This window comes from Streptomyces sp. NPDC031554, assembly GCF_055580685.1.
Genome location: NZ_JBVIKX010000012.1, coordinates 90,961 through 114,949 on the forward strand (window position 1 = coordinate 90,961; position 23,989 = coordinate 114,949).

Consider the following 23,989-nt stretch of genomic DNA (forward strand, 5'->3'; position numbering starts at 1 on the left):
CTCACGGTGAGCTCGACGAACGCCTCGGCAACGGGACACGGCGGATCTCACACGCTCGCTCAGCGGACTCGGGACCTGGGCGCCGCCCCGCGCCACCTCCTGACGAGCAGGTCCGTGCCCCGGTCTTCGGTGGCACTGCTGTCCGCTTCCCCGTGCGGTCCTCGCCCCTCTTCGGCCGGCGTCGGTGTCGGGTTCTTCAGCGTTAGGGCCTATCGTTTGGATCACACCGCAGACGTCGGGGTCGGCACGCGCATCTGCGGCGTTGTCGTCGGTTGCCGACGCTCCGCGTCGACGCCCTCCTCCGCCTTGCAGCTGCACGCACCGCCCCCCACTCACCCCGGCTGCAAGACACCGGCGATTTCCTGCGGCCTGATCCAAACGACAGACCCTAGCTCAGAAAAGGGACAGGCCGTCCCCGTCGATGTCGGCGATGACGGGCCGGAACCGGGTGGGGAGGCCGTCCAGACGGTCGGGTCCGGCCTCCGCCGCTACGGAGGGGGCGGTCTCGGCCAGCCAGGTGCGGAACCGCTCAGCGGCTTCGCGGTAGGGGATCTGCGCCAGGACACGGTGCTCGCCGGAGGGGCACCTGTCGACGGCGACGGTGAGCAGGCAGGAACCGGGCGCGTTGTGGCTGCCGGTCCAGGACGCGCGCAGCGCGCCGCAGGGTGTGCGTCCGCGGGAGCTGGTGGGGTCGCGGTGGGTGGGGCGCAGTGATCGGCAGGCCGTGTGGGCGGTCCACGCGGCGAGGTGGGGCAGCGGCAAGGTGGTGCGGGCGCGGCAGCCGGGGCAGCGGTGCCAGTGGCGGAGCCAGTCGGCGGTGCGGGTGTCGAAGAGGCGCGTGTAGCGGCCGGCCACGCGGATGTCGTTGCTGTAGAGGTGGTCGGGGCGTTCTTGTGTGTTGCAGGAATGGCATACGGGGGCGCGGACGTAGCCGTGTTCGTGGCAGTGGTCGAGTACGGCGGCGGGGGCGGTGCGGCAGACGGTGCACGTCCACCCCGCCACCTTGCGGGAGATGCCGGGCTTCCTGCTGAGTACCGAGTACAACCGGCCTTTCAGTTCCCCGTCGTACGGGCGCGGTGGGGTGGCCGGGCCATCGGTGCCGGCCGTCGGCCGGCTGTCGGCGGCGGGCTGTTCACGGGAGGAGTGCGACTCGGTGACGGTTGCGGTCTCCTGACGGGGCCGTACGGTTCGGAGCCACTGCGCTTCGGCGTGTTCGGCGGCGTCCAGCAGTTTGACCACGGCGCGTGGCAGCCACCAGGTCCGCACCGTGCCATCGCGGGTCCGCTCCACGAGCATCCGGCGCCAGTCGATCCCCGCCGGCTGGTACGCCCGGCCGGCCTCACCTCGTGCCGTCCGTCCGAGGCCGTCTGGTTCCTGCAGTTCGCAGGTGATGCGTTGACGCCATCGCAGAGGCGTTCCCTCGCCGTACTGCGGCATGCCGCGGAACGGGCCGACGCGGACCAGGTCCTGACCGTCCATCCTCACCGCGTTCAGCTCCGCCGCCGCCCGGCGCACCTCGATTTCCCGGACGCCCCACCGGCCGTCGCTCGCCCTCGTCGTCACCACCACACAACTGCCGAGCAGGACGTAGCCCTCCTGGGCGTGGGCAGGAGCACAGGTGAACGGCGTGGAAGCGGCCGGCACCGCGCTGCCCGCCGTCAGATCGGCCCACAAGGCGTCCGCGGCGGCCAACGAGACCAGGTCGCCCGTACGGCCTGTGATGACACGCTCAGTCATGCCGACAGGCTAACGACCCGCACCGACATGCTGACAGACGGTGGTCGGCCCAGCGTCGGAGCGCGATGGCCACACCATCAGCCGGGCGACTCCACCGACGAGGCGGAAGCCGAGGCGTTCGCTCCGAACGGGCAGAAGTTCCAGCGGGGGCGCCATCGCGCGGTCTGTGCCCTGGCCGGACGGAATCCGTCGTCCTTCGAAGCCTCCGCATCGACGGAGGGGATGCCGACAAGGTCACCGGTGAGACGGCCGAGCACGGAACACCCCTGCGAGCGCAAGGGCGTTGCGTGGGCGCGTGAGGAGCGGGTGCGTCCGGGACGTTCGCACGGGTTCCCGCACCCTTTCCGGCACGCCCTGCTCGGCGTCGCCCGGACGTACGACCTCGCCTTCGCCGGATGAGCGAGCGGGCCGTACAGCGGACGACCACGCCCGAGGCAACCCTGAGATCGTTTACGGGACATCGCTCAGGAAGCGAGGCCGAACGCCGCCCCGCTTCAGAACGCGTGCCGGTACGGGCAGGGGGATCCCCTCCGTTCCTGGAGCGAAGGCGGGCCCGGCCACTCGGTCGGCGACGGCTGTTCCCGAGTGCTCCCGGCCGCCGCAGATACGTCGAAGCGGCACCACACGGGGATCGCCTGTGCCACCGATCGGGTTTCGCGCACCTCTAGGGCATGAGGTGGGTCACGGAGCGCGCCCGCTCCCACACGCCGGGAATCTGCTCGGTCGGGCGTTGCTGTTCGCCGTGCAGGGCGTTGAGCACCACCAGACAGCCGGTCAGGGCCGGTACGGCCCACTGCGCGCAGGCCAGCTGCCGCCGCGCCTTGTGCAGGTCGACAGGATGCCTCTCCGCCTTCTCGACGTCTTCGGGGGCGGTGGAGGAGGCCAGTTCGATCTTCTTGCCCAGGACACGGGCGTAGGCGGTGGCGGCCAGGGCCGCCGCGGTCACGGCTGTCTTGGCGGTGGTGGAGGCCGCAACGCCCTGCTGGGTGGCGACGCGATGGGCGTTCGCGGCGAGCAGTCCGCCGCCGCCGAACAGGTGGGCACCGATCGCGGCGGCGTTGACCGGCACCCACTTCGCCCATCCGGACGAAGAGATCCGGTCCCTGTCCGTCTCCGTTGCGCCTTCGTCCTTGGCCGCGCCGTTGAGGCCGATCGCGCCCATCAGCGAACCGCCGAACCAGGCCGCCAGACCGAGATCGTGCAGGCTGCGGATGGCGGTGTTGCGTTCGGACATGACGGTGCTCCTTCGGGAGGGAGGGCGGAACAGGCCGACAAGAACGTCGAGCACGTCCCACCCTCACCGGATCCGAGCCGCTCTGCCACCACGGCTGGGCCGGACGAGTCTCCCGCGCTCCCGGTGCGCCGGAAGCGGGCGCGTGGAGAGCATCGGCGTCCAGGCAGCCCCGGACGGTCTCGCCCGTGCCGCGGGAGTGGACGCCCTGGATGACGGCCGGTTCTCCGGCCAGGAGCACACCGCCGCCGGTGACCTCTTCGCCGACGGTACGAGGGCGGGACGAGCCGCGGGAGGCGTCGGAAGGCTCCGACCGTACGGGCTCGCCTTCACCGTTGGAGGCGGTCCACCGCCTGCTTGGCCTCCAGCAGGCCGGCACCGGTGGCCTCGCGGTACTTCTTGATCGCCGGGATGTGCTGTCCGGCATGCACCAGGGCTGCCACCTCCGCCAGGACGGGGTCGTCGTCCTGGATCCCCTGGTGTTGCATGATGAGGCCGAGTCTGTGCTCCATGCGGGCCATCCGCCGCTCCAGCCGACGAGCCCGGCTTTCCATCGCCGTGATGGCCGTCAGTCCGACGAGGACGACCAGGAGACCTATAAGGGTGTGCATGACACCGTCCTTTCCTCACGTATCGGGACATGCCGCAGGTCGTGGCGGCGTACGGATGAGGAGCACTTTATGCACAGCGTGTCCCGGGCCGTGGGTCAGAAGGTGCCAGGTCGATGATTTCGGCGGTGCGGGTGAAGCCGACGGGAGCCGCTGCGGGAAGCCTCCGGTCGAGTTCGCGCCGACGGCGCCCATGGGTGGGTTTCAGTCGGAGGAGTGCCCAAGAGGCCATTGGTGGCGCACGGGCCTCCTCCTCCGGATCTGAGGATCGTTCCATCGAATGCGCGCTTCGTCTGGCAGGTGCCGCCGATCACCTTGAGCCTGGGCTTCATGCCCTGTGCCCGCAGGGAGGCGTACGTCGTGCGCCTCCAGCCGTCGGCTGGGCAGTGGACACGGTCCGCTGTGCGTACCCGCCACCCTTCACGCGAGGAGAGACGTCATGCCCAGAGCTGCCACGCCCAAGGTGACGCAACCTCTGACGGACGACAGCATCAAGGTGCGTCAACTCAGCCACTACCAGTTCAGTTGGGTTGCGGGCGAACCCGCTGCCCGAGGCACGCTCACCCTGCAACTCGTACTCGACGAAGGCGCTTGGGAAGAGGTGCTGACCGTCGACGCCGATGACGCCGACGTGCTCCAGGATCTTCTGCGCAGCACACCGACCGTGCACTACGACGTCAGTCGCCGGACCCTGATGTTCGGTGTCACCGCTGTCGGCGTCTGAACAGCGACACCCCCTCACGGCAATGTCCCCGGGCGCCGGCCGGATGCGACCGAGATGTACAGCGAGCCGGTCGTACGGGACGTCGCGGGTCGCCCGGGGCCTGTCCTCGACGCCTGGGGGATCGCCGGCGACCACACTCCGCTCCGCCTCTCGGCCCGGGCATCGACACAGCGGTCGGCGGGAGCCGGCCGTGAGGAAGACCCCGACCGCTTCCGCTCGGTGGGCTTCGGGGCGTCGCTGACGCCAGTGCTTTCGTGGCCGGTCCGTCGGCGCGGGACCATCGTGCCCTTCGGTTCCCGGCGAACCGCGGGCGTCGGCTCCGTCGCTACACTGCCCCGGTGATAGAGCGTCGACGCGTCCCGGAGCTGTGGCACCGGCTCGATGTCACCGCCCGGGACCTCCCGCTGGGGATGTTGCTCCTCGTGGCGTCGGTCGTACCGGCGTTCCACGGCAACGGCACGGAAGTCGGCGGTATGCCGACCCGTCCCGCCGACGCGCTGACCGGTGTGGTGGCGGTCCTGCAGTGCCTTCCGCTGGCCGTGCGCCGGCGGTGGCCGCTCATCTGCCTCACCCTGGTGTCGTGCGGCTTCGCCCTCGACCAACTGCGCGGCTACCACCTCTTCGCCGGCACCGCGCTGCCCATCGCGCTGCTGAGTGCCGGCTCGTATCTCGAGCGGTACCGGCGCGCCACCTTGGTCTGCTCCTCCGTGGCGTTCGCGGCTTTGGCGGTCGCGCTCCACCAGTGCGGTCCCGGAGAACCGGTGGCCGAGTTCGTGACGTTCTACCTGGCGCTGGCCCTTGTGTGGGGCATCGGGGCGTGGATGCGCTCCACCCGGGCCGCGGAGGCCGAACGCCGCAGCCGCGTCGCCGAGGACGCCCGTGCCGCCGAGCGCACCCGGATCGCCCGCGAGCTCCACGACGTCGTGACCCATCACGTGACGGCGATGGTCGTGCAGTCCGAGGCGGCCCGGTACCTGACCGCCTCGCCCGACCGCCTCGATCAGACCCTGATCGCCGTCAGTGACACCGGCCGGCAGGCCATCACCGACCTGCGGCACCTGCTCGACCTGCTCGACCCCGACCACGGCACCAGCCACGGCGGCCAGGACAGGACGCCGCCCGTCGGCCGAGTACTCACACTCGTCGAGCAGACGCGGTCGGCCGGGCAGCCGGTGGAGCTCACCGAGGAGGGCACACCGCCGGCCTCGACCGGCAGCGCCGACCTCGTGGCCTACCGGGTCGTGCAGGAGGCCCTGACGAACGCGCTCAAGTACGCCCATGGCAGCCGGACCTCGGTCCTGGTGCGCCATGGCCGAAGGGAGATCACCGTGGAGGTCGGCACGGACGGTTCCGGTTCGCGGGTCGATTCCCCCAGCGGCGGCGGACGGGGCCTGGAGGGCCTGCGCGAACGGGTCGACGTCCTGGGCGGCGACTTCAGCGCGGACCACCAGACCGGCGGCGGCTTCCTCGTCCGGGCGCGGATACCTGCGAAGGGCCCGGCATGACCGCGCCCCTCCGGGTCCTGGTCTGCGACGACCAGGCACTGGTCCGCACCGGGTTGTCGACCATCATCGACGCGCAGCCCGACCTGGAAGTGACGGGCGAGTGCGGAGACGGGCGGACCGCCGTGGAACTGGCCGGCCGACTGCACCCGGACGTCGTGGTGATGGACGTGCGCATGCCGATCCTCGACGGCATCGAGGCCACCCGGCTGCTGGCCGGTGCCGGGGTCGAGCACCCCGTGAAGGTGCTCGTGGTGACCACGTTCAACCTGGACGAGTACGTCTATGAGGCGCTGCGGGCCGGAGCGAGCGGGTTCCTGCTCAAAGACGCGCCGCCGGACCGGCTGTTGCACGGAATCCGGACCGTGGCGATGGGCGCGGCGCTGCTGGACCCCGAAGTGACGCGTCGGCTCGTGGGCCGTTACGCCGCCCGTATCCGGCCCGCCGAGGGCGGCGCGCAGGACACCCCGTTGACACCCCGTGAGTTCGAGGTCCTCCGCCTCATCGCGGACGGACTGTCCAACAGCGAGATCGCCGCGGTGCTCGTCATCAGCCACGAGACGGTCAAGACCTTCGTGTCCCGCATCCTCACCAAGCTCGGCCTGCGCGACCGCGTCCAGGCGGTCGTCTACGCCTACCGGCACGGCCTGGTGACCTAAGGGCCGTCCCGCGAAGATCTTGAAGTCGCCCGGGGCATGGCGGGCCGCCGTGCGGCCCGCTTGTCCGTCCGGCGAGAGCGAGGTGGTGCATCCGGGTGATGCCGAGCATGGCGTGGTGGACGCCGTCGCCTTCGAGGCGGCAGTCGCGGAGGATCTTCCAGGTCTTCACGCGGGCGAAGACGTGCTCGGGAGAACGACTTCCACACGCTCGCCGAATTCGCCCGGTCCCCGGAGACCTCACGAACCACCGGCTGAGCACGTCGCCGGCTCTTCAAGTCGCTCCGTGTCGGCGTACCAGGAGAAGTGCTCAGACGTGTACGTCAGACGTGTACGGACGAACGTGCTCAGTCGTGGGACCTGGAGGGCGACCCTGCGGCCGTGGGGGTGTCCGCGAGCGTCCACGACTGGACGGCGGCCCGGACCTGGGGCACGCGGGCGTAGGCTCTCGGGGATGCGGATAGGCGAGTTGTCCAGGCGCACGGGCGTGAGTCCGCGCTCACTGCGGTACTACGAAGAACAGGGCCTGCTGACCAGCTCACGCTCCGGCGCGGGGCAGCGTCACTATTCCGATGCTGCGGTCCAGCGCGTGTCACTCATCCGGCAGCTGTTCGACGCGGGTATGTCCAGCAGGGTGATCGCGACCGTGCTGCCGTGTGTCGACGTCCCGGGTGACCTGGGCGTCGCCGAGGAGACGTTCACGGCGATGATGCGCGAGCGCGACCGGATCGACGCCGACATCGCGCACCTGATCGAGACCCGGGATGCGCTCGATGTGCTGATCCGGGCCAACAGCCGACACCGGGCGGAGCTGTCCACGGCCCCGGAACCGGTGGCGCAGTCGGCCTGATGCCGTGATCTGCGTCTCAGCCGGTTGCCCCTCACATCGATGTCAGAGGTGAGGATGGCGACTGCGCCCGGAATCACCGGGTCGGTCGTACGAGAGGCGGCGGAAGATGGGGCAGGCGTGGGGTTTCCACAGGTATGGCGGGCCCGAGGTGCAGGAGTTCTTCGATCGCCCTGATCCCGTCCCCGGTCGCGGCGAGGTGCTGATCCGGGTCGACGTGGCCGGCGTGAATCCCCTCGACCACCTTCTGCGCTCGGGTCCGGTCGACGGGCTCGACGGCGGGCGTCCGTTTCCCCGCGTGCTGGGCATGGAGGCGGCCGGAACCGTTCTCGCCCGGGGCGAGGACGTCGACGGGCTCGAGGTGGGGGATGCGGTCTTCGGCTTCGCACTCACCGGTGGCGGCACCTACGCCGAGACGACGGTGCTGTCCGCGCCGAACACCGCGCGCATCCCGGAGGGTCTGTCCGCGACCGTGGCGGCGACGCTGCCGGTGGCCGGGACGACCGCGGTGGACGTGCTCGACCAGCTCGGCCTCCCGGCCGGTGCCACGGTCCTGGTCAACGGAGTCGGGGGCGGGGTCGGCCTCGCCGTCGCCCGGCTGGCCGTCGGGCGTGAGCTGCGGGTGATCGGCACCGGGAGCACCGCCAAACGCGAGCACGCCGAGGCCATCGGGGTGCGGTTCGTCGACTACACCGCCGAGGACGTCGCCGCCGCGGCACGCGAACTGGTTCCGGACGGCTTCGACGGGATCGTCGACCTGGCCGGAGGCACCTCGCTGCGGACGGTCGCTCCCCTGGCCCAGGATCCCCGCAACGTCATCGCCGTGGGCGACATGTCCGTGCCCGATCTCGGTGGGCGTTTCGTCGAGCGGCGCGTCGACCGCGAGAACCTGGAGCGGTCGGCCCGGCTGGCCCTCGACGGACTCCTCGCACCCGTGATCACCGCGGTCCATCCGCTCTCCGACGCCCCGGCCGCCCTCGCCACCGTCGAGAACGGTCACGCCTCGGGCAAGGTCGTCATCAAGGCGGCATGAGAAGTGCCCAGCCGTCCGACGGCTGTCGACCGCCCATCGCGGACCGACGGGAACCCGTGGTCGGCGCACCATCGACTGAGCACGTTCACCTGTTCAGGGTTGAGCACGTCCAGGCGTACGCCGACACTCCGCACTCGGAGCCAAGACCTTCGCGGGACAGCCCTTGGGCACTGTTTCCCGGGTCTCCGGACAGGGGCGGGGTGTCGAGGTCGGGCTCGTCGTACGGGCCGTGGGGATCCGACGAACGCGGAGTGGGAACGGCTGGAGTCGTTCCTGCCTCGTGGTGGCACGCGCGGGGGCCGGTGGAGTGATCACCACAGGGTGGTCAACGGGGTTCGTACCGGGTGCGGACGGGGGTGCAGCGGCCGGATCTCATCGACCGCCCGGCCGATCGTGGACGAACCCGCCTGGTAGATCACGTCGATTGCGGTGGGGGTGAGCCCGTCCGCAGGTGCACCAGGGTCACCGGCAGCCGGTCGACGAAGACCGGCTCGTCCCTCGGCCCGGCCCCCGCTTCCCGGCGGCGTGAGCCCCCGCGCCGCTCGTCACGCCCGGACTCGCACCGCGCTTCCCAGCACGACGCATGCTCGACCGTGAGGGCACCCGGATGCTCCGCCGACAGGCCGCGGAAGGGTGGTGGGACATGACCGCGCGGGGTCTGACCAAGGTTCACGTCTGGACGACATGGTGGTCCGTCCGCGCGTCACCACCTGTGTGAGGACGCGGTCAGGCCGGCTGCCACAGCTCGACCCGGTTGCCCTCGGGATCGGTCACCCAGCCGAACCGGCCGACACCCTCCATGTCCTGGACGTCCTCGGACACCTCCGCTCCCTTGGCACGCAGCTGCGCGAGCATCGCGTCCAGGTCGTCGACCCGGAAGTTGAGCATGGTCTGCTGGGTGCGGGACCCGAAGTAGTCGGTCCCGGCCTCGAACGTCGCGAACACCGTCGGCCCGGCCGCCTGACGCCACAGGCCGTGCACGTCACCGTCCAGGCCCAGGCAGTCGCGGTACCACGCGTTCAGGGCCTTCGGGTCGGCAGCGCGGATGAAGTAGCCACCAATTCCAAGTACACGTTCCATGCCGTCATCCTGCCAGGACGACGATCGGACGGGCTCGGCATCACACCATCATCCGCTTCGGCCCAGATCGATCGCGGGGCGACTCGTGAGAGCCGACGCACACAGCCTCCACCGATCCCGGAGCGCTTCCGTGCTCCCCACGGGACGCCATCCGGCCGCGTCCCGCCGCTTCCCCCCGAAGTGCGGACGAACGGCGGGACGTGGTCGACCAGCCGTCTCAGCCCCCGCAGCCACCGAACCCGAGGGCGGTCACCGCGTTGTCGTAGGCGAACAGAAGTTCCTGCTTCGCGCCCGGCGGGATGCTGAACCAGTAGCCGTAGTAGTCGACATCGGTCCAGATGCAGGCGAACTGGTCGCTGCGGTTCCACACCGAGCCGGCCCGGTCGTTCCACGCCCAGCCGATGTTGGGGATGTCCACCGGATCGAGTTGCAGGACGTCCCCGGTATTGTCGTGGCCGTCGAAGAGGCAGACTTTACCTTCAGAACAGCGGGTCACGGACCCGTCTTTGGGGTCGTCGGCCGATGCGGTTCCCGGAGCCGCCAGTATGGTGGCGGAGGCGAGGACCGCTCCTGCTACCGCGGTTCCGACTGCCAGTTTCATGAGTGCTCTTTCCCTTGTTCCCCGTGGGAGCGCGGTCCTGGTCGCCGCGTCCAGCTGCTGCTTCTCGAGGGATTTCGGTCATAAAACGGTTGCCGCGCAGATGTGGTTCACGGAGATGACGTCGGTCGCGGTCTCCGCAAGAGGTGGGCGTGGCGTTCTCGCGGCTTGCCGGTCGCCTCCGTTTGACGTTCGAAACCGTCGCGGGCAGATGACGCCGCAAGCGAATCGGGGCAGGCCGAGGTGGGGGCCGTCACGTGTTTCGCGGCGGTTCCGTAGCCGTTGGAACTGGTGGAGCCAGACGAAGGCGCGCTCGACGACCCGGCGATCCTTGCCCAGGCCGGAGCCGTGAACGGCGTCGTGAACGGCGTCGCCGAGGCGTCTCCCACCGAACCCGGCCTCAACTCACCGGGCATTCCACGGGACCTCCGCAGATAAGCACGTTGTACACGCGGGCGTGCAGACCCCAGTCGATGGTGTAGTCCTGCCATTTACGCAAGGTGCGCTGGGTGTAGTACTCGTTCTCCTCGATAATGTAACTGAACGTAACGATATTGTCGCCCGAGTGGAAACGTCTGACGTCGTTGAAGGACACCCTCAAGCTGCCGGCGTTGGCGAAGCACATCCGATTGCCGGTGCTCGTCTCCGCCCATGCGAGGTCGGTCCGCGGGGGAAGAGTGGGGTCTCCACAAGAAGTCTCGTTGGCCGCGGAGGCGGGAGTCGCCGGCATCGCGAACGTCAAGCCCGCGGCTGCCACCGCTGCGACGAGAACCTTCTTGGCCACCTGCGTCATGGTTGTTCCCCTCCACGGGACAGGACTGGAAATGATCATGCGAAATCGTCGGACCTCTTCGCCGTCGGCCCGGCGCGAGCGCTGCGGCCAGGTGGAAGGCTACGGAGAGTGCGGGTCGCAGTCGTCACCACACAGAGCCAACTCGGGCGTAGCTCCCACGGGGGACAGGCTCTCCACCCCTCGGCGTAGCCGCGGTGAAGCGACCGCGGCCGGCAGCCGCTCGCGGTCATGCAGCAGATCCGCCGGGTAGGCCTCCAGGCCGGACGGGCAGGAGACGTCGGTGCGGAAGTGGCAGCAGCCGACACAGTGGAGTCGCGCGGGGCGGTCCTGGCCGTCGGCGGCAACGTCGGACGGTTCGCCGCAGATACCGTGGGGGACAGTGACTTCGCCGGCGACGCGCCGGAGGTGTTCGGTGTCCGGCAGGGCCTTGGTCCGCCTCCGGACGCGGTTGCCGTGAGGGTCGGACCGCATCCGGGTGTCCCGCTCGACAGCCTCACGACGGCGTTCCCGCCCCGCCCGGTGGTCCCGCCGCGTGGTGGCCGACCGCCTGTGCTCCACGAGTTGCCACAGCACGTCGACCGGCGGGGCCGACTGGACCATTGACGTCACCCCCACCCCCTCCTACGGTATGGGAGCGCTCCCACAGGTGCTGAGTCCGAACGTCGCTCATACCTCCCCTCACTGCCGTCGAACATCCGCACCTTTGTCAGCGCTCGCACCCCGGCCCCCAGACCTGCGCGCCCCCACCGAGGCACTGGAGACAGCCATGACCCCTCGACGCGACGATGCGACGACCCCGTTCCCGAACCGGAGGGCTGTGCTCGCCGCGATCGGCGCGGTGCCGATCCTCGCGGTGGCGATGCCCTCCCCCAGTGCGACCGCCGCGGCCGCGGCCGCCGTGGTCGTCGACCGGTCCGTGCGGCGGCAGACGATCCGGGGCTTCGGCGGGATGAACCATCCGGCCTGGGCGGGGGATCTGACGGCCGCCCAGCGGGACACGGCGTTCGGCAACGGCACGGGCCAGCTGGGGTTCTCCATCCTGCGGATCCACGTCGACGAGAACAGGGCGAACTGGAACGCCGAGGTGGCCACCGCCCAGCGGGCGATCGCGCACGGGGCGATCGTCTTCGCCTCGCCGTGGAATCCGCCCGCAGGCATGGTCGAGACGTTCACCCACGGCAGCCAGACCAACGCCAGACGCCTCCGGCGCGACAGCTACGCCGCCTACGCGCAGCACCTGGACGACTTCACCCGGTTCATGCGGGCCAACGGCGTCGATCTGTACGCCGTCTCGATCCAGAACGAACCGGACTACGCCCAGGACTGGACGTGGTGGACCGCCGGCGAGATCGTCACCTTCCTGCGCGACAACGCCGGGTCCATCAGCACCAGGGTCATCGCCCCGGAGTCCTTCCAGTACGTCAAGAGCATGTCCGATCCCCTTCTCAACGATGCCGGCGCCCTGGCCAACCTGGACATCCTCGGAGCGCACCTGTACGGCACGTCGTTCTCGAACTTCCCCTACCCGCTGTTCCGGCAGAAGGGGCAGGGCAAAGAGCTGTGGATGACGGAGGTCTACTACCCCAACAGCACGGATTCCGCCGACCTGTGGCCGGCGGCGCTCGGTGTCGGGGAGCACATGCACCGTGCGATGGTGGACGCGGAGTTCCAGGCGTACGTGTGGTGGTACATCCGGCGCAGCTACGGCCCGATGCGTGAGGACGGTCGGATCAGCAAGCGCGGCGCGGTCATGGCCCACTTCTCGAAGTTCGTCCGTCCTGGTCACGTGCGGATCGACGCGGCCCCGAACCCGCAGACGAACGTCTACGTCTCGGCCTACACGGATGATTCCACGGTGGTCATCGTGGTCGTCAACAAGAACTCGGCCGCGGTGAGCCAGCAGTTCACGGTGGCGAACACCGCGTCGGCCACCGTCTCTTCCTGGGTGACGGACGCGAGCAGGACCCTCGCGCCCCTGAGCGGGCCGGGTATGTCGAACGGCTCGTTCACCGCCGCGGTTCCGGCGCAGAGCGTGACGACGTTCGTCGTCGCCGTGGGCTCGTCCGACGGGACGGACACACAGGCGCCCGGCGCGCCCGGTCTGCCGACGGCCTCCGGGGTCACCAGCACCTCGGTCACGCTGAGCTGGACGGCCTCCACCGACAACGTGGGAGTGAGCGGGTACGACGTGGTGCGGGTCAATGGCGGCACCGAGACGCCGGCCGGATCGTCCACGACCGCCCGGGCCACCGTCACCGGGCTGGCCGCCGGCACCGCCTACACCTTCGCGGTCTACGCCCGTGACGCGGCCGGCAACCGCTCGGCCCGCAGCAGCACCGTGACCGTCACCACCACCGCGGGTTCGACGGGCGGTTGCGGGGTCGGCTACCGGATCGTCGGGAGCTGGAGCGGCGGCTTCCAGGGCGAACTCGTCATCCACAACACCGGCGGTGCCGCTCTCGACGACTGGACGCTCTCCTTCTCCTTCACCGCGGGCCAGACCATCACGCAGATGTGGGGAGGCACGCCCACACAGAAGGGGGGCGCCGTGAACGTGGTTCCCGTCGACTACAACCGCGTCATCCCCGTCGGCGGTTCGGTCACGATCGGCTTCATCGCCGGCCAGGGCGGCACCAACCCCGCACCGACCGCCTTCGTCCTCGACGGCGGCACCTGCGCGAACGAGTGAGGAGCGGTGAACCGCGGCCGACGCGCTGTGGGGATGCCCTCCCGGCACCCGCACCGCGCGATCTGCACGGCCGGGGGGCACGAGAGACCGGCGCCATCGGGCGACGGACGCGCTGCCCGGCAGCCTGTCCTACGCGGCGGTCCGGACGCCCCTCGCCGAGCACGGCGGCTTCGCGCGGGTCGCCGACCGGGGCATCGGACGGCCGGTGGCCCACTCGCCGCATGCCACGATGGACTGGTTCCGGCAGTGGCTCGACGACATCGCCCCACCGGACCGCCCGGTCTTCCTGGCCGGCTCCAGCGGAGGCGCCGCCTTCGCGGGAGACCTCGTGCCGGACGCCCCCGGCGGTTCGCCGGCGCGGCGATCCTGTACGGCACCGCCTCACCGCTCACGGCATGCCGGACTTGCGTGACCCGGGCGTTCTTGGCCGTCCCACGGCCTTGTCACCCATGATCAGTCTCAGATCCGTGGCATTCCTCGCGAGGACGCGGGCGAGGTCGGGATCGGGCGGTTTGCCCGTGCCGGCCGAGTGCACCACGCTGAGCCCCGAGCACGAGGACTGCCGGCGAGCCCGGATCGCGCACCGATGAGTTTCCCGCGCCGCACCGGTCCATACGCCGGACACCCACGGACGGAAGGCTGGACCATGCGGAAACTGATCTACGGCATGAACCTGACCCTGGACGGCTACATCGCCGCGGCCGGCGACGACATCGGCTGGAGCGGACCGCCGAGCCATGAGCTGTTCCAGTGGTGGCTCGAGCACGAGCGGGCGAGTGGCCTGTCGCTGTACGGGCGCAAGCTGTGGGAGGCGATGAGCTCCTACTGGCCGACCGGCGACCAGCGGCCCGACGCCACCCCGGCGGAGATCGAGTTCGCGCGGAACTGGCGGGACACGCCGAAGGTGGTGTTCTCCTCGACGATCGACGAGGTCGACTGGAACACCCGCCTGGTCACCGGCGACGCGATCGCCGAGATCAGCCGGCTCAAGGCCGGAGAGGGCGGCCCGATGACCATCGGCGGAGCGACGCTCGCCGCGGCGGCCATGCGCGCCGGGCTGATCGACGAGTACGTGATCGTCACCCATCCGGTCCTGGTGGGCGGCGGCACGCCGTTCTTCACCGCGCTGGACGGCTGGGTGGACCTGAACCTGGTGGAGACGCGGACGTTTCCCGGCGGCGTGGTCCTGACCAGGTACGGGACGAGGCGCTGAGCAGCAGGGGCGCGCACGCCGCGACCCGTCGGGGGAACATGAAGAAGCGGGGACGGCACGCCGCGGCTGATCGGCTTCACGGGAGCGGCCACTGCCGGCCGCACGGGAAGGAAGAGGAGACCGGCATGGCGATCCAGCGGATGGACAACGTCGGCATCGTCGTCGAGGACATGGACGCCGCCGTCGCGTTCTTCGTGGAACTCGGTATGGAGCTGGAGGGCAGGGCCGAGATCGAGGGCTCCTTCGCCGACCGGTGCACCGGACTCGACGGCGTCCGCTGTGACATCGCGATGCTCCGGACCCCCGACGGTCACAGCCGGCTCGAGCTGGCGAAGTACCGCAGCCCCGCCGTGATCGGCGCCGGGCCGCGCGACCGGCCGCACAACATCCCGGGCACGCACCGTGTCATGTTCGCCGTCGACGACATCGAGGACACCGTCGTCCGCCTGCGCCCTCACGGCGCCGAGCTCGTCGGCGAGATCGCCCGGTTCGAGGACAGCCATCTGCTCTGCTACGTCCGCGGCCCGGCGGGCGTCATCGTCGGGCTGGCCGAGCAACTGCGCTGAGAAGGAGCAACCGAACCGTGCGGCCGCACGAGAACCGCGAGGTTTTGGACCGCCCGGCCGGCCAGGATCTCGTCGGCCCGTGGCACGACCCGCCTGGCCCGCGGCGCCGGTCACCGCGGCCCGGCGCCGCGAAAGTGCTGCCGATGAGTTTCCGGTGGCCGTGCGGTCCACCCCTCGACGAAGGGAGCGCACCATGCGCAAGATCATCGTTTGCACGTTCCTGACACTGGACGGTGTCATGCAGGCGCCGGGTGGTCCGGACGAGGACACCGAGAGCGGCTTCGAGCACGGCGGCTGGCAGAAACCGGTGGCCGACGACGAGGTCGGCGCGGCCATCGCCGGCTGGTACGAGCACTCCGACGCGATGCTGCTCGGCCGCAAGACGTACGAGATCTTCGCGTCGTACTGGCCGACCGCCGATCCCGACAACCCGTTCACCGAGCGGATGAACAGCATGCACAAGTACGTGGCGTCCCGGACCCTGACCTCCGTCGCGTGGCAGAACTCCACGCTGCTGGAGGGCGACACCGTCGATGCCGTACGCGAGCTGAAGGCGTCCGACGGTGGCGACGTCAACGTCGTCGGCAGCGGCGATCTCGCCCAGACCCTCATGCGGCACGGACTCGTCGACGAGTACCGGCTGACCGTCCATCCGGTGATCATCGGCACCGGCAAACGGCTGTTCGCCGACGGGGCGGTCCCCACCGCGCTGGAGCCGGTCAGCGTCTCGACGACGAAGGGCGGCACCGTCGTCGGCGTCTACAGGCCGAGCGGCGAGCCCGCCTACGACAGTTACCCGTAGGACTCCGTCAGGTCCGGCGCGGCTCCGCCGTCGCGCCGGCACGCTGTGGCCAGCGGCACCTGATCCTCCAGCGGCCGGCTCCACGGCCTGCCGCTGCGGACCGTGTCCGCTCCCCCGTGCCGCGGCTGCGCCACCGGCGTGCCGGAACGGCGCGGGCTCCACCCGGTGAACAGGGTCGCCCAGGACTGCCGCGACACCGTGATCACGGCGGACGTCGCGAGATCGCCTCGCTCCTCGCCGGGTGGTGCGCCCACGGCACTTCTCGGCGTCCTGCCGAACCTCGAGCGGCACTCCCCGCCGGCCCCCTGGGAACCTGGGTCAGTCGAAGAGGGCGATGACTCCGTTCACCCAGATCGCGAGGAACGCGAGGACACCCACCAGGCAGCCGCCGCCCGCCAGCACACCACCGACCGTCCACGGCTCGAAGGACGTCTCTCCGTGTTTCTCCTCCGGGCCGTCCCGGTAGGAGGCGGGGTCGTCCCAGTCGACGGGACGCCCCCGCTTCTCGGCGCAGGCGATCCGCACCGCGGCCAGCTGTCCCTCCGCGAAGGCGGTGGCGGCCCTCGTCTCGGGGCCTCGCCAGGCCAGGGCCTTCATCCGCCGTCCGGGAGACCCGTACCGCGCCTCGAACGCGGCGGTCTCACCGGCGTCACGGTCCTCGTCGAGGTACGTCCAGCGTCCCGCCTCGGCGGCATCGCCGTAGAGCCGGTACACCTCGGCCAGACGCCGACGGAGCGTCAGGTCGTACGGGAAGGACGAGACGAGACCGCGCAAACGCTGGCGCGCGACGGGAATCCGGCCGGCGGCCAGGTCCGCGTCGACTCGGGCAAGGGTCTCTCTCAGGGACATGGACACATGATCGGCTACCGCTCCGATCCACGTCGACCCGGTTGTCCGCTCCTGCCCCCTCGCCCTCGCCCTCGACGAGGCCCCACCGGGACGGGGAGCGCCGGCGGTTCATGCCGCTGAGGACGAGTGACGGAACGGGCGTTCCGGAAGGAGGGTCGCGCCTGACGTGGCGCCCTCACGCCGTGAGCACGGCACCATGTGCCGCTGCGGCTGGCGAAGACCCCGCGCGGACGGCGTCGCGCGGCCGGTGAGTGGGCGGCGACGGGACGTCCGAGGAGCCTGCGTCCCCTCGGGCGCCGGTGGCCGAAGGGCCTGCGGCCTCGCGCGGCGAAGCGGGCCGTACCGTCGAGTGGCACGGCCCGCTTCCGGCACGGAACGGGAAGTCCTCGGACCGTCAGCGCACCTTGTTCAGCTTGTCGAGGGCCTTGGCGAGACCGTTGGCCCACAGCTGGTTGACGCGCGCCCGCTCGGTCGCGTTGGGGTAGCGGTTGGTGCAGGACGTGCCGGGGCCGCCGCCCGACATCAGTTCGCTGCACGGGCCGCTGTAGTGGTCCGGCAGGCCCAGCACGTGACCGGTCTCGTGCGCGGTGACGCGGATGGAGTCGTACTGCCGGTTCTGCGCGTAGTCGAGGAAGATGTAGCCGCGGCCGTGGCCGTTGGTGGAGGCGTACGAGCCACGGGAGTCGTTGCCTTCGTAGTACGTGAAGTCGGCGGTCCCGGAGGTGGCCTGAAGCTTGACGTTGCTGACGGAGCTGTTCCAGATCGAGGTGGAGCTCGATATCTGGGAGCGGAAGCTCGGCGCCTGGGAGGCGTTGTAGTAGACGGTCACCGACTGCAGGCCGGGGTTGGCCGCCTGCTTCTTGGCGACCGAGTCGAGCACGGCCTCGAAGAACGCCTTGTTGTTCGCGGCCTCTTCGGCCGAGCCGGTGTAGCCGGCGCGGAGGGAGGTGGTGGCGTCGGCGGTCTGGGCACTCGCGGGGATGGCGCTGCCCACGGCCGCGAGCGTCACGCCCAGGCCGATCGCCGCCAGTCTCCTGGAGGCCTTCGCGGACGTGCGGGACATACGGGTGGATGCCATGTGGGGGGCTCCTACTCGTTCATGTGGGGTGGTGAACGATCGGTCGACCCGAGTGTGGGACAGCCTGCGCCGGAGCGGATGATGGCAACTGGCGATAGCCCGGGACTATCGGGTCGACTCGTGCCGTTACGTTGGCTTTTGAACATCTGGCGCCCCAACTGGCCCAGCCCTTACGCTCCGCGCATGGAGCTCGAGGTGAGGCACTTACGCGTGCTGTGCGCCATCGCCGACGCCGGCAGTCTGCACAAGGCGGCTCGTGAACTGGGCATGGCACAGCCCTCGTTGAGCACTCAACTGCGCCGCATCGAGCAGTTGCTGGGCGGTCCGCTCTTCGCCCGCGACTGCACGGGCAGCCGCCCCACCGCGCTGGGGCAGGTCGTGGTGAGCCGCGCCCGGCCGCTGCTCGCCGAGCTCTCCGCGCTCGTGACCGAGAGCCGGACCGCGGCCGCCCGCGCGGCGGACGGGCCCCGGCTGCGCATCGGGGCCACGGCCAGCCGGGCGATCCCGGGCTGGCTCAGCCGGCTGCGCGCCCGCATGCCCGCGGTCGAGCCCACCCTGCGGATGGACGTGTCCGCGAACGCCCTGCTGCGGCAGGTGACCGACGGCAGGCTGGACCTGGCGTTCGTGCACGAGGTCGAGGGCAGCCCGCTGCGCGTCCCGAACGGGCTGTGTCTGCGGGTCCTGGTGGAGCGCGAACCCCAGTTCGTCACCATGGCCGCCGACCATCCCGCGGCGGCCGGGCGCGAGGTGCGTCTCGCGGACCTCGCCCACGACCGCTGGATGGTGGACGCCACGGTCGACGGCGAATGGGACGGGGTGTGCCGGGCGCTGCGCGCGGAAGGGATCGAGCCCGACCTGCTGCACGGTGACTACCTCACCGCCTACTTCCTGGCCGCCATCGGCGAGGTCGTCACGGTCAGCCAGCCGACCGCCCTCCCGCCCCGCTCCGACCTCGTCGTGCGGCCCCTGCGTGGTGACCCGATAGGAGTACGGCTGCTGCTCGTGGCCCGGACGGCGGACGAACTCGACGTCGCCTTCGACGAGTTGGGGAAGGCCTACGCGGAGGTGGCCCGTCAGGCGCCGGCCTACCAGGACTGGCTGGCGCGCGGCGCCGTCGGACGGTCCGCACCGGCGCTGGGCGCGGTGGGCGCCTGACCGGCGGGGACACCGCCCGTCGTCGGCGTGCGCCCGGGACCGGGGCACGGGTTCCCGGTCCGCGGGTCCGACGGTCCCGTCGACCGACGCGACGTCTTCGAGGACGGGAGGACTCCGCGAGTACGTCGTCCGCGCTGCGGCCGACCGCGCCCGTGGACCGGGGACGCCGGCTTCGGGGCAGGCGGCGACGAAGGCCCGGCCGGAGGCGGAGATCGCGTTCGGCCGCCTCTCCAGGCGGTTCCCGAGCATCCGGCCGAACGTCGCGGCCGGACGGTCCCGCCGCACGGCCGGCAGGTGCTCCGGAGCGTGCGACCCCTCCCCGCACGGCTCGGCGACAGCAACAGCGACAGCGACAGCGACAGCGACAGCGACAGCGACGGTGCGTCTCCCCTCCGCACAGGGCGGACGGCACGGGGCGTTCGTCCGCCGGGAAGGCGGTCCCGGCGGCGCGCCGACCGGCCTGCCGGGCCGGGCCGGGCGGATCAGGCTCCGCGAGCGCCGGCGCGGAAGCGGAGCCGCAGGTGACCGCGGGGCCCGGCCGCGGAAGCGCCGCCCGGCCCCGCGCGGGTCAGCGGACGGTGGTGGCGGGGCCGACGGGGGTGTCCCCGCGCAGCGTGATGCGGTGCATGACGCGGTGCCCGTCGCCGTAGTCGCGGTTGGCGTAGTGGGCGGTGCTGCGGTTGTCCCACAGGGCGACGTCGCCCGGCTGCCAGCGGTGCCGCACGACGTGCTCGGGCTTGGTGAGGTGGGCGTACAGGATGTCGAGGACGCCCCGGCTCTCGTGCTCCGAGACGCCCGCGATGTGCGAGGTGAAGCCGGGGTTCACGAACAGGCCCTTGCGTCCGCTCTCGGGGTGCACCCGCACCACCGGGTGCTCGACGGGCTTCAGCTCGGTGAACACCTCGCCCTCCCACAGGTTGCCGCGTCCCTGCCGGCGCCGGGCCAGGTAGTAGCCGAACTCCCGGGTGCCGTCGTGGACGGCGGTCAGCGTGTCGACGTACGCCCGCAGGCCCGGCGACAGCGACTCGTAGGCGAGCTGGCTGTCGGCCCAGTTGGTGTCGCCGCCGCTCGGCGGCAGCACCACGGCCCTCAGCACGGAGATCGCCGGGGGCCTGGGCACGAACGTCACGTCCGTGTGCCACACGTCGGCGAACCCGTTGTCCTGGCTGTCCAGGGAGTACACCTCGGGAGCCACGTCACCGGAGTCGTGGACGGGATGCCCGGCGGTGACCTCGCCCAGGCGCCTGCCGAAGTCGATCTGTGCGGCGTCGTCGAGGCCGTGCTGGCCGCGCACGAACAGCACCTTGTACCTGACGAGTGCCGCGCGCAGGGCGAGGACCTGGTCGTCGTCGAGGCGGGCGAGGTCGATCCCGTGGACCTCGGCGCCGAAGCGGGGACCGAGTTCGACGACCGGAAGTGTCGCCGGGGCGGGCCGTTCGCTGAGGATGCTCACCTGTGTGTCCTTTCGTGTGGGTGCGGGGATCAGGCCGCCGCGGCGGCCTTGACGGCGTGGGAGATCTGTGCGCGCAGCTCGGCGAACTCCCGTGAGCCGCGCAGTTCCTCCGCGTCGACGTCGCCGCGGGGCAGGGGGATCGGCAGGTCCAGGGCGACGGTTCCCGGGCTCCTGGTCAGCACGACGATGCGGGAGCCGAGGAAGACCGCCTCGTCCGCCGAGTGCGTGACGAACACCGCGGTCCGTCCGGTCCGGTCGGTCACCCGGCGGACGTCCTCCTGGAGGCGCTCGCGGGTCAGCGCGTCCAGCGCCGCGAACGGCTCGTCGAGGAGGAGGAGCGGGTTCTCGGCCGCGAGCGCCCGGGCGAGGGCGACGCGCTGCTGCTGGCCTCCGGAGATCTCCCAGACGCGCCGCTTCCCGGTGCCCTCGAGGCCGACCCGGGAGAGCAGCTCCGCGCGGCGCTCGGGCCACCGGGCGCGGTCCACCTCCGCGTACCGCAGCGCCAGGTCGATGTTGCCGCGCACGGTCCGCCACGGGAACAGCCGCGGCGTCTGGAACACCACACCGGCCGTCCTGCCGGGCCGCGGCTCGGCCCCGGAGACGCGCACCGAGCCGTCGGTGGGGCGTTCGAACCCGGCGATCAGCCGCAACAGGGTGCTCTTGCCGCAGCCGGAGGCGCCGACCAGGACCAGGAACTCCCCGGCCGGCACGGTCAGGTCGACCGGGCCGACGGCGGTGAACTCCTCGCGGCCCCGGCCGTACCGGTGGGTGACGCGGTCGAGGCGGACGGACCCGGCGCGTGCGAGGTCCGCCTCCTCCCGGGCGCCGGTGAGCTCACTTGACGGCATCGGACAGCCCTTCGAGGTAGAAGGCCTTGCGGACGACGTCCTCGGGCGGTGCGGCGTCGATCTGCTTCTGGTCGGCCAGGAACCGGCCGGTGTCGGTGACGTAGGTGAGCAGCTTGCCCGGGCCGCCGTCGGTGCCGAGCCAGTCGGCGGAGGCCACCTGCTCCGGCGTGAGGAACACGCCCTGCTTCAGCTGTGCTCCGGCGTCCGCGGCGCTGATGCCGAGTTCGGCCGCGACGGCCTCGACCGAGCCGTCGGGGTCGGACGCGAGCAGACGCAGCGCTTCGGCCTCCGCCTTGCGCCAGGCCGCGATGGCCTTCGGGTCCTCGGCGATCAGGGCGTCCGAGACGACGGCGAGGTCGAGGGTGGGTCTGCCCGCCCCGCCGATCTCCTTGCTGCTGGTGAGCTGGGTACCGGTCGTGCGCAGTTCGTCCAGGGTCGGCAGCCAGACGTAGGCGGCGTCGATGTCGCCGCGCTGCCAGGCGGCGAGGATCGCCTGCGGCTGCAGGTCGACGAGCTTGACGTCGGACGCCTCGAGCCCGGCCGTCTCCAGCGCGGCCAGCAGGCTGTAGTGCGAGGTGGAGGCGAAGGGCGTGCCGATCGTTCTGCCCTTGAGCCCGGCGACGTCGGAGATCCCGGTGTCCTTGCGCACCACCAGGGCCTCGTTCTCCCCGGCGACGTCGAGGATCCAGGCGACCTTGTACGGGATCGGCGAACTGCCGGACACCCCGCGCGCGAACGGGCTGGAGCCGAGCGCGGCGATGTCGAGGGACTTGCCGATGAACGCCTGGTTCACAGTGGCGCCGGAGTCGAACTTGATCCAGGTGATCTCGTGGTCGGGCAACGCCTTCTCCAGCAGCTTCTTGTTCTTCACGATCAAGTCGCCGCTGGGGAAGGCGAAGTAGCCGATGCGCAGCCGCTTGGAGCCGCCGGACGCGGAGGCCTCGCCGTCCGAGGAGCAGCCGGTGACGGCCGCGGAGACGGCGGCCAGGGCGCCGGCGAGGAGGAGACGGCGGGACGGACCTTGCGGGACACGGGACATGACGGAGCCGTTTCTGTGCAGGGGGAGGTGTGAGGGTCCTACGCGCGACCGCGCCAGGGAACGACGGCGCGTTCCAGCCGCAGCAGCAGGCCGTCGATGATCAGGCCGGAGAGGCCGATGGCGATGATGCCGACGAGCACGACGGGGGTGTTGTTGTAGTTGGCGGCGTCCTTGACCATGCCGCCGATGCCGGGCAGGCCGTTGACCAACTCGGCGGCGACGAGGGAGGAGTAGGCCACGCCGACGGCGAGCCGGACACCGGTGAGCGTCTCCGGCAGGGCGGACGGCACGACGACGTCCCTGACGACGTTCCACCGCGAGGCGCCGAGTGCCCGGGCCGCCTCGGTCAGGCGCTCGGGCACGGCGGCGACAGCGGTGGTGGTGGAGACCGCGACGGGCGGGAACGCCGCCACCGCCAGCAAGGTGACCTTCGGCTCCTCGTTGATGCCCAGCCAGATGATGAGCAGCGAGAAGTACGCCAGCGGCGGCAGCGTCCGCAGGAAGGTGATCCAGGGCTCGAACAGTGAACGCAGCCAGCCCATGGTGCCCATGAGCAGCCCGAACAGCACCCCGAGCGTGATGCCGAGGCCGGCTCCGATCGCGATGCGCCGCAGGCTGATGCCCAGGTGCTCGACGAGGGTGGTGCCGTTGTAGCCGCGCACGCCGTCGTGGGTGGTGGACACGGCGACGAACGCGTCCCACACCTCGGCCGGCGGCGGGACCAGTGTCTCGCTCCACGTCCCGCTCGCCGCCAGCAGCTGCCACAGGACGAGGAACAGCAGCAACGAACCGGACGGCAGCGCGACATGGCGCACGCGCGCCCACGCCTTCCTTGTCGGGAGGCGGCGTTCGGGCGGTACGTCGGCGGGCGCCGCCGGGGTGTCGGGCTTGAGCAGGCGGGAAGTCGTGGACATGGGGCGTCCTCCAGGGGGCGCCGGGACATGAGCGGCCGTCGTCGACCGACAGGGGCGGCCGGTCCCGAGCGAAAGCGATGCGGGACGAAGCGGAGGGAGCACCCTGCGGTCAGGGTGCGTGAAGGCCCCCGCCGGGTGGCGTCACCGGACGACGGGGCGCGTCAGAAGTGCTGGATCAACGGATCAACAACAACACGAGCCCGCGCGTCGGCACAGGTCGATGACCAGGCGTCGCACCAAGAGCTCGGGAATCATGGCCCAGTTCTACAACAGGCCCCGGCTCCGCACCAAGAGGCGTCCCACCCATTGGAACGGGGGGAGGACGACCGGCCCCCGGCGTCGGTGGGGAGTCCGTGGGCTCTCGACCGGGGCGAGGGCACCGCGCGGCTCGGCACCCCCCGGTTCGTCCGCGGCGTCGCCGCCGGGGCGTCGTCGCCATCCGAGCCCGACGAGGAGAGCGCGCGGCAGGCCGGCGAGGTGGTCCGCCGTTCGCAGCACCGCACCGTCCGCCTCGTCGTGTTCCGTGACGGTGGCTCGGGGCCGGCACGGCAGGGCGTGATCGACGCGTTCCACG

The 23,989-nt window shown here is 71.1% G+C and carries 23 protein-coding genes and 1 pseudogene; 10 read left to right on the plus strand and 14 right to left on the minus strand.

Going from position 1 to position 23,989, the window contains the following annotated elements:
• Positions 1-393: 393 nt before the first annotated feature.
• From ACZ5FU_RS27570 to ACZ5FU_RS27580, 3 genes are all read right to left on the minus strand, one after another.
• The gene (locus ACZ5FU_RS27570; protein ID WP_469047252.1) at positions 394-1,737 is read right to left on the minus strand and encodes an endonuclease domain-containing protein; all 1,344 of its coding nucleotides are present in this window, start codon (positions 1,735-1,737) and stop codon (positions 394-396) included.
• 664 nt (positions 1,738-2,401) lie between these two features.
• Positions 2,402-2,971, minus strand: a complete 570-nt coding sequence (locus tag ACZ5FU_RS27575; protein WP_451528417.1) for a hypothetical protein — start codon at positions 2,969-2,971, stop codon at positions 2,402-2,404.
• A gap of 326 nt (positions 2,972-3,297) precedes the next feature.
• On the minus strand, positions 3,298-3,579 hold the full coding sequence (locus tag ACZ5FU_RS27580; RefSeq protein ID WP_451528416.1) for a hypothetical protein: 282 nt from the start codon (positions 3,577-3,579) through the stop codon (positions 3,298-3,300).
• 436 nt (positions 3,580-4,015) lie between these two features.
• Between ACZ5FU_RS27580 and ACZ5FU_RS27585 the strand changes: the two genes are divergently transcribed.
• The 3 genes from ACZ5FU_RS27585 (at position 4,016) to ACZ5FU_RS27595 (ending at position 6,461) form a co-directional block, all read left to right on the plus strand.
• Positions 4,016-4,300, plus strand: a complete 285-nt coding sequence (locus ACZ5FU_RS27585; protein ID WP_451528415.1) for a hypothetical protein — start codon at positions 4,016-4,018, stop codon at positions 4,298-4,300.
• Positions 4,301-4,638: 338 nt separating this feature from the next.
• Positions 4,639-5,805 (plus strand): sensor histidine kinase, encoded by a 1,167-nt coding sequence (locus ACZ5FU_RS27590; protein ID WP_451528414.1) that lies wholly within the window; start codon positions 4,639-4,641, stop codon positions 5,803-5,805.
• Complete coding sequence (locus tag ACZ5FU_RS27595; RefSeq protein WP_451528413.1) at positions 5,802-6,461, plus strand: response regulator; 660 nt, start codon at positions 5,802-5,804, stop codon at positions 6,459-6,461. The genes ACZ5FU_RS27590 and ACZ5FU_RS27595 overlap by 4 nt, the downstream gene beginning before the upstream one ends.
• 67 nt (positions 6,462-6,528) lie before the next feature.
• On the opposite strand, the pseudogene ACZ5FU_RS27600 reads toward ACZ5FU_RS27595, so the two are convergent.
• A pseudogene (locus ACZ5FU_RS27600) lies at positions 6,529-6,648 on the minus strand (IS5/IS1182 family transposase); the annotation flags it as partial.
• Positions 6,649-6,912: 264 nt separating this feature from the next.
• On the opposite strand from ACZ5FU_RS27600, the gene ACZ5FU_RS27605 reads away from it, so the two are divergent.
• Both ACZ5FU_RS27605 and ACZ5FU_RS27610 read left to right on the plus strand, forming a co-directional pair.
• The gene (locus ACZ5FU_RS27605; RefSeq protein ID WP_451528412.1) at positions 6,913-7,308 is read left to right on the plus strand and encodes a MerR family transcriptional regulator; all 396 of its coding nucleotides are present in this window, start codon (positions 6,913-6,915) and stop codon (positions 7,306-7,308) included.
• 106 nt (positions 7,309-7,414) lie between these two features.
• Positions 7,415-8,338, plus strand: coding sequence for an NADP-dependent oxidoreductase (locus tag ACZ5FU_RS27610; RefSeq protein WP_451528411.1), 924 nt, complete (start codon positions 7,415-7,417; stop codon positions 8,336-8,338).
• Between the two features lie 726 nt (positions 8,339-9,064).
• On the opposite strand, the gene ACZ5FU_RS27615 is transcribed toward ACZ5FU_RS27610, so the two are convergent.
• From ACZ5FU_RS27615 to ACZ5FU_RS27625, 3 genes are all read right to left on the minus strand, one after another.
• Positions 9,065-9,418 (minus strand): VOC family protein, encoded by a 354-nt coding sequence (locus ACZ5FU_RS27615; protein ID WP_451528410.1) that lies wholly within the window; start codon positions 9,416-9,418, stop codon positions 9,065-9,067.
• 217 nt (positions 9,419-9,635) lie between these two features.
• Positions 9,636-9,914 carry a peptidase inhibitor family I36 protein gene (locus tag ACZ5FU_RS27620; RefSeq protein WP_451528409.1) on the minus strand — a complete coding sequence of 93 codons (279 nt, stop codon included), beginning with the start codon at positions 9,912-9,914 and terminating at the stop codon, positions 9,636-9,638.
• A gap of 502 nt (positions 9,915-10,416) precedes the next feature.
• Entirely contained in the window at positions 10,417-10,809 is a 393-nt protein-coding gene (locus tag ACZ5FU_RS27625; protein WP_451528408.1) for a beta/gamma crystallin domain-containing protein, read from the minus strand.
• A 766-nt stretch (positions 10,810-11,575) separates the two neighbouring features.
• Here ACZ5FU_RS27625 and xynC point away from each other — a divergent pair.
• The 4 genes from xynC to ACZ5FU_RS27645 all read left to right on the plus strand — a co-directional run bounded on the left by xynC (position 11,576) and on the right by ACZ5FU_RS27645 (position 16,079).
• Positions 11,576-13,498, plus strand: a complete 1,923-nt coding sequence (xynC, locus tag ACZ5FU_RS27630) for a glucuronoarabinoxylan endo-1,4-beta-xylanase XynC (protein WP_451528406.1) — start codon at positions 11,576-11,578, stop codon at positions 13,496-13,498.
• A gap of 646 nt (positions 13,499-14,144) precedes the next feature.
• Positions 14,145-14,711 (plus strand): dihydrofolate reductase family protein, encoded by a 567-nt coding sequence (locus ACZ5FU_RS27635; RefSeq protein ID WP_451778529.1) that lies wholly within the window; start codon positions 14,145-14,147, stop codon positions 14,709-14,711.
• Between the two features lie 125 nt (positions 14,712-14,836).
• Entirely contained in the window at positions 14,837-15,277 is a 441-nt protein-coding gene (locus ACZ5FU_RS27640) for a VOC family protein (RefSeq protein WP_451528404.1), read from the plus strand.
• Between the two features lie 193 nt (positions 15,278-15,470).
• Positions 15,471-16,079 carry a dihydrofolate reductase family protein gene (locus ACZ5FU_RS27645; RefSeq protein ID WP_451528403.1) on the plus strand — a complete coding sequence of 203 codons (609 nt, stop codon included), beginning with the start codon at positions 15,471-15,473 and terminating at the stop codon, positions 16,077-16,079.
• Here ACZ5FU_RS27645 and ACZ5FU_RS27650 read toward each other — a convergent pair.
• From ACZ5FU_RS27650 to snpA, 3 genes are all read right to left on the minus strand, one after another.
• On the minus strand, positions 16,070-16,333 hold the full coding sequence (locus ACZ5FU_RS27650) for a hypothetical protein (protein ID WP_451778531.1): 264 nt from the start codon (positions 16,331-16,333) through the stop codon (positions 16,070-16,072). The two genes, ACZ5FU_RS27645 and ACZ5FU_RS27650, sit on opposite strands and share 10 nt — an antisense overlap.
• 64 nt (positions 16,334-16,397) lie before the next feature.
• On the minus strand, positions 16,398-16,928 hold the full coding sequence (locus ACZ5FU_RS27655; protein WP_451528402.1) for a DUF6584 family protein: 531 nt from the start codon (positions 16,926-16,928) through the stop codon (positions 16,398-16,400).
• A gap of 394 nt (positions 16,929-17,322) precedes the next feature.
• Positions 17,323-18,006, minus strand: a complete 684-nt coding sequence (snpA, locus tag ACZ5FU_RS27660) for a snapalysin (RefSeq protein WP_451528401.1) — start codon at positions 18,004-18,006, stop codon at positions 17,323-17,325.
• Between the two features lie 183 nt (positions 18,007-18,189).
• Here snpA and ACZ5FU_RS27665 point away from each other — a divergent pair, with 183 nt between their 5' ends.
• Positions 18,190-19,161: a LysR family transcriptional regulator gene (locus ACZ5FU_RS27665; protein WP_451528400.1), complete on the plus strand. Its 972-nt coding sequence runs from the start codon at positions 18,190-18,192 to the stop codon at positions 19,159-19,161.
• Positions 19,162-19,729: 568 nt separating this feature from the next.
• Here ACZ5FU_RS27665 and ACZ5FU_RS27670 read toward each other — a convergent pair.
• From ACZ5FU_RS27670 to ACZ5FU_RS27685, 4 genes are read right to left on the minus strand one after another with little or no spacing between them, the layout of a single operon-like run.
• Positions 19,730-20,614: a TauD/TfdA dioxygenase family protein gene (locus ACZ5FU_RS27670; protein ID WP_451528399.1), complete on the minus strand. Its 885-nt coding sequence runs from the start codon at positions 20,612-20,614 to the stop codon at positions 19,730-19,732.
• A 29-nt stretch (positions 20,615-20,643) separates the two neighbouring features.
• Entirely contained in the window at positions 20,644-21,462 is an 819-nt protein-coding gene (locus ACZ5FU_RS27675) for an ABC transporter ATP-binding protein (RefSeq protein ID WP_469047254.1), read from the minus strand.
• On the minus strand, positions 21,449-22,501 hold the full coding sequence (locus tag ACZ5FU_RS27680; protein ID WP_451778535.1) for a taurine ABC transporter substrate-binding protein: 1,053 nt from the start codon (positions 22,499-22,501) through the stop codon (positions 21,449-21,451). Before ACZ5FU_RS27680 ends, ACZ5FU_RS27675 begins: the two co-directional genes overlap by 14 nt.
• A gap of 38 nt (positions 22,502-22,539) precedes the next feature.
• A complete protein-coding gene (locus tag ACZ5FU_RS27685; protein ID WP_469047256.1) occupies positions 22,540-23,415 on the minus strand; it encodes an ABC transporter permease in 876 nt (291 codons plus the stop codon).
• Positions 23,416-23,989 lie beyond the last annotated feature (574 nt).

Coding starts and splice junctions, on each gene's coding strand:
- ACZ5FU_RS27615 (WP_451528410.1), bottom strand. CDS start 9,418: ATGGAACGTGTACTTGGAATTGGTGGCTACTTCATCCGCGCTGCCGAC.
- ACZ5FU_RS27610 (WP_451528411.1), top strand. CDS start 7,415: ATGGGGCAGGCGTGGGGTTTCCACAGGTATGGCGGGCCCGAGGTGCAG.
- ACZ5FU_RS27635 (WP_451778529.1), top strand. CDS start 14,145: ATGCGGAAACTGATCTACGGCATGAACCTGACCCTGGACGGCTACATC.
- ACZ5FU_RS27595 (WP_451528413.1), top strand. CDS start 5,802: ATGACCGCGCCCCTCCGGGTCCTGGTCTGCGACGACCAGGCACTGGTC.
- ACZ5FU_RS27640 (WP_451528404.1), top strand. CDS start 14,837: ATGGCGATCCAGCGGATGGACAACGTCGGCATCGTCGTCGAGGACATG.
- snpA (WP_451528401.1), bottom strand. CDS start 18,006: ATGGCATCCACCCGTATGTCCCGCACGTCCGCGAAGGCCTCCAGGAGA.
- ACZ5FU_RS27570 (WP_469047252.1), bottom strand. CDS start 1,737: ATGACTGAGCGTGTCATCACAGGCCGTACGGGCGACCTGGTCTCGTTG.
- xynC (WP_451528406.1), top strand. CDS start 11,576: ATGACCCCTCGACGCGACGATGCGACGACCCCGTTCCCGAACCGGAGG.
- ACZ5FU_RS27680 (WP_451778535.1), bottom strand. CDS start 22,501: ATGTCCCGTGTCCCGCAAGGTCCGTCCCGCCGTCTCCTCCTCGCCGGC.
- ACZ5FU_RS27580 (WP_451528416.1), bottom strand. CDS start 3,579: ATGCACACCCTTATAGGTCTCCTGGTCGTCCTCGTCGGACTGACGGCC.
- ACZ5FU_RS27605 (WP_451528412.1), top strand. CDS start 6,913: ATGCGGATAGGCGAGTTGTCCAGGCGCACGGGCGTGAGTCCGCGCTCA.
- ACZ5FU_RS27575 (WP_451528417.1), bottom strand. CDS start 2,971: ATGTCCGAACGCAACACCGCCATCCGCAGCCTGCACGATCTCGGTCTG.
- ACZ5FU_RS27625 (WP_451528408.1), bottom strand. CDS start 10,809: ATGACGCAGGTGGCCAAGAAGGTTCTCGTCGCAGCGGTGGCAGCCGCG.
- ACZ5FU_RS27645 (WP_451528403.1), top strand. CDS start 15,471: ATGCGCAAGATCATCGTTTGCACGTTCCTGACACTGGACGGTGTCATG.
- ACZ5FU_RS27655 (WP_451528402.1), bottom strand. CDS start 16,928: ATGTCCCTGAGAGAGACCCTTGCCCGAGTCGACGCGGACCTGGCCGCC.
- ACZ5FU_RS27665 (WP_451528400.1), top strand. CDS start 18,190: ATGGAGCTCGAGGTGAGGCACTTACGCGTGCTGTGCGCCATCGCCGAC.
- ACZ5FU_RS27675 (WP_469047254.1), bottom strand. CDS start 21,462: ATGCCGTCAAGTGAGCTCACCGGCGCCCGGGAGGAGGCGGACCTCGCA.
- ACZ5FU_RS27585 (WP_451528415.1), top strand. CDS start 4,016: ATGCCCAGAGCTGCCACGCCCAAGGTGACGCAACCTCTGACGGACGAC.
- ACZ5FU_RS27685 (WP_469047256.1), bottom strand. CDS start 23,415: ATGTCCACGACTTCCCGCCTGCTCAAGCCCGACACCCCGGCGGCGCCC.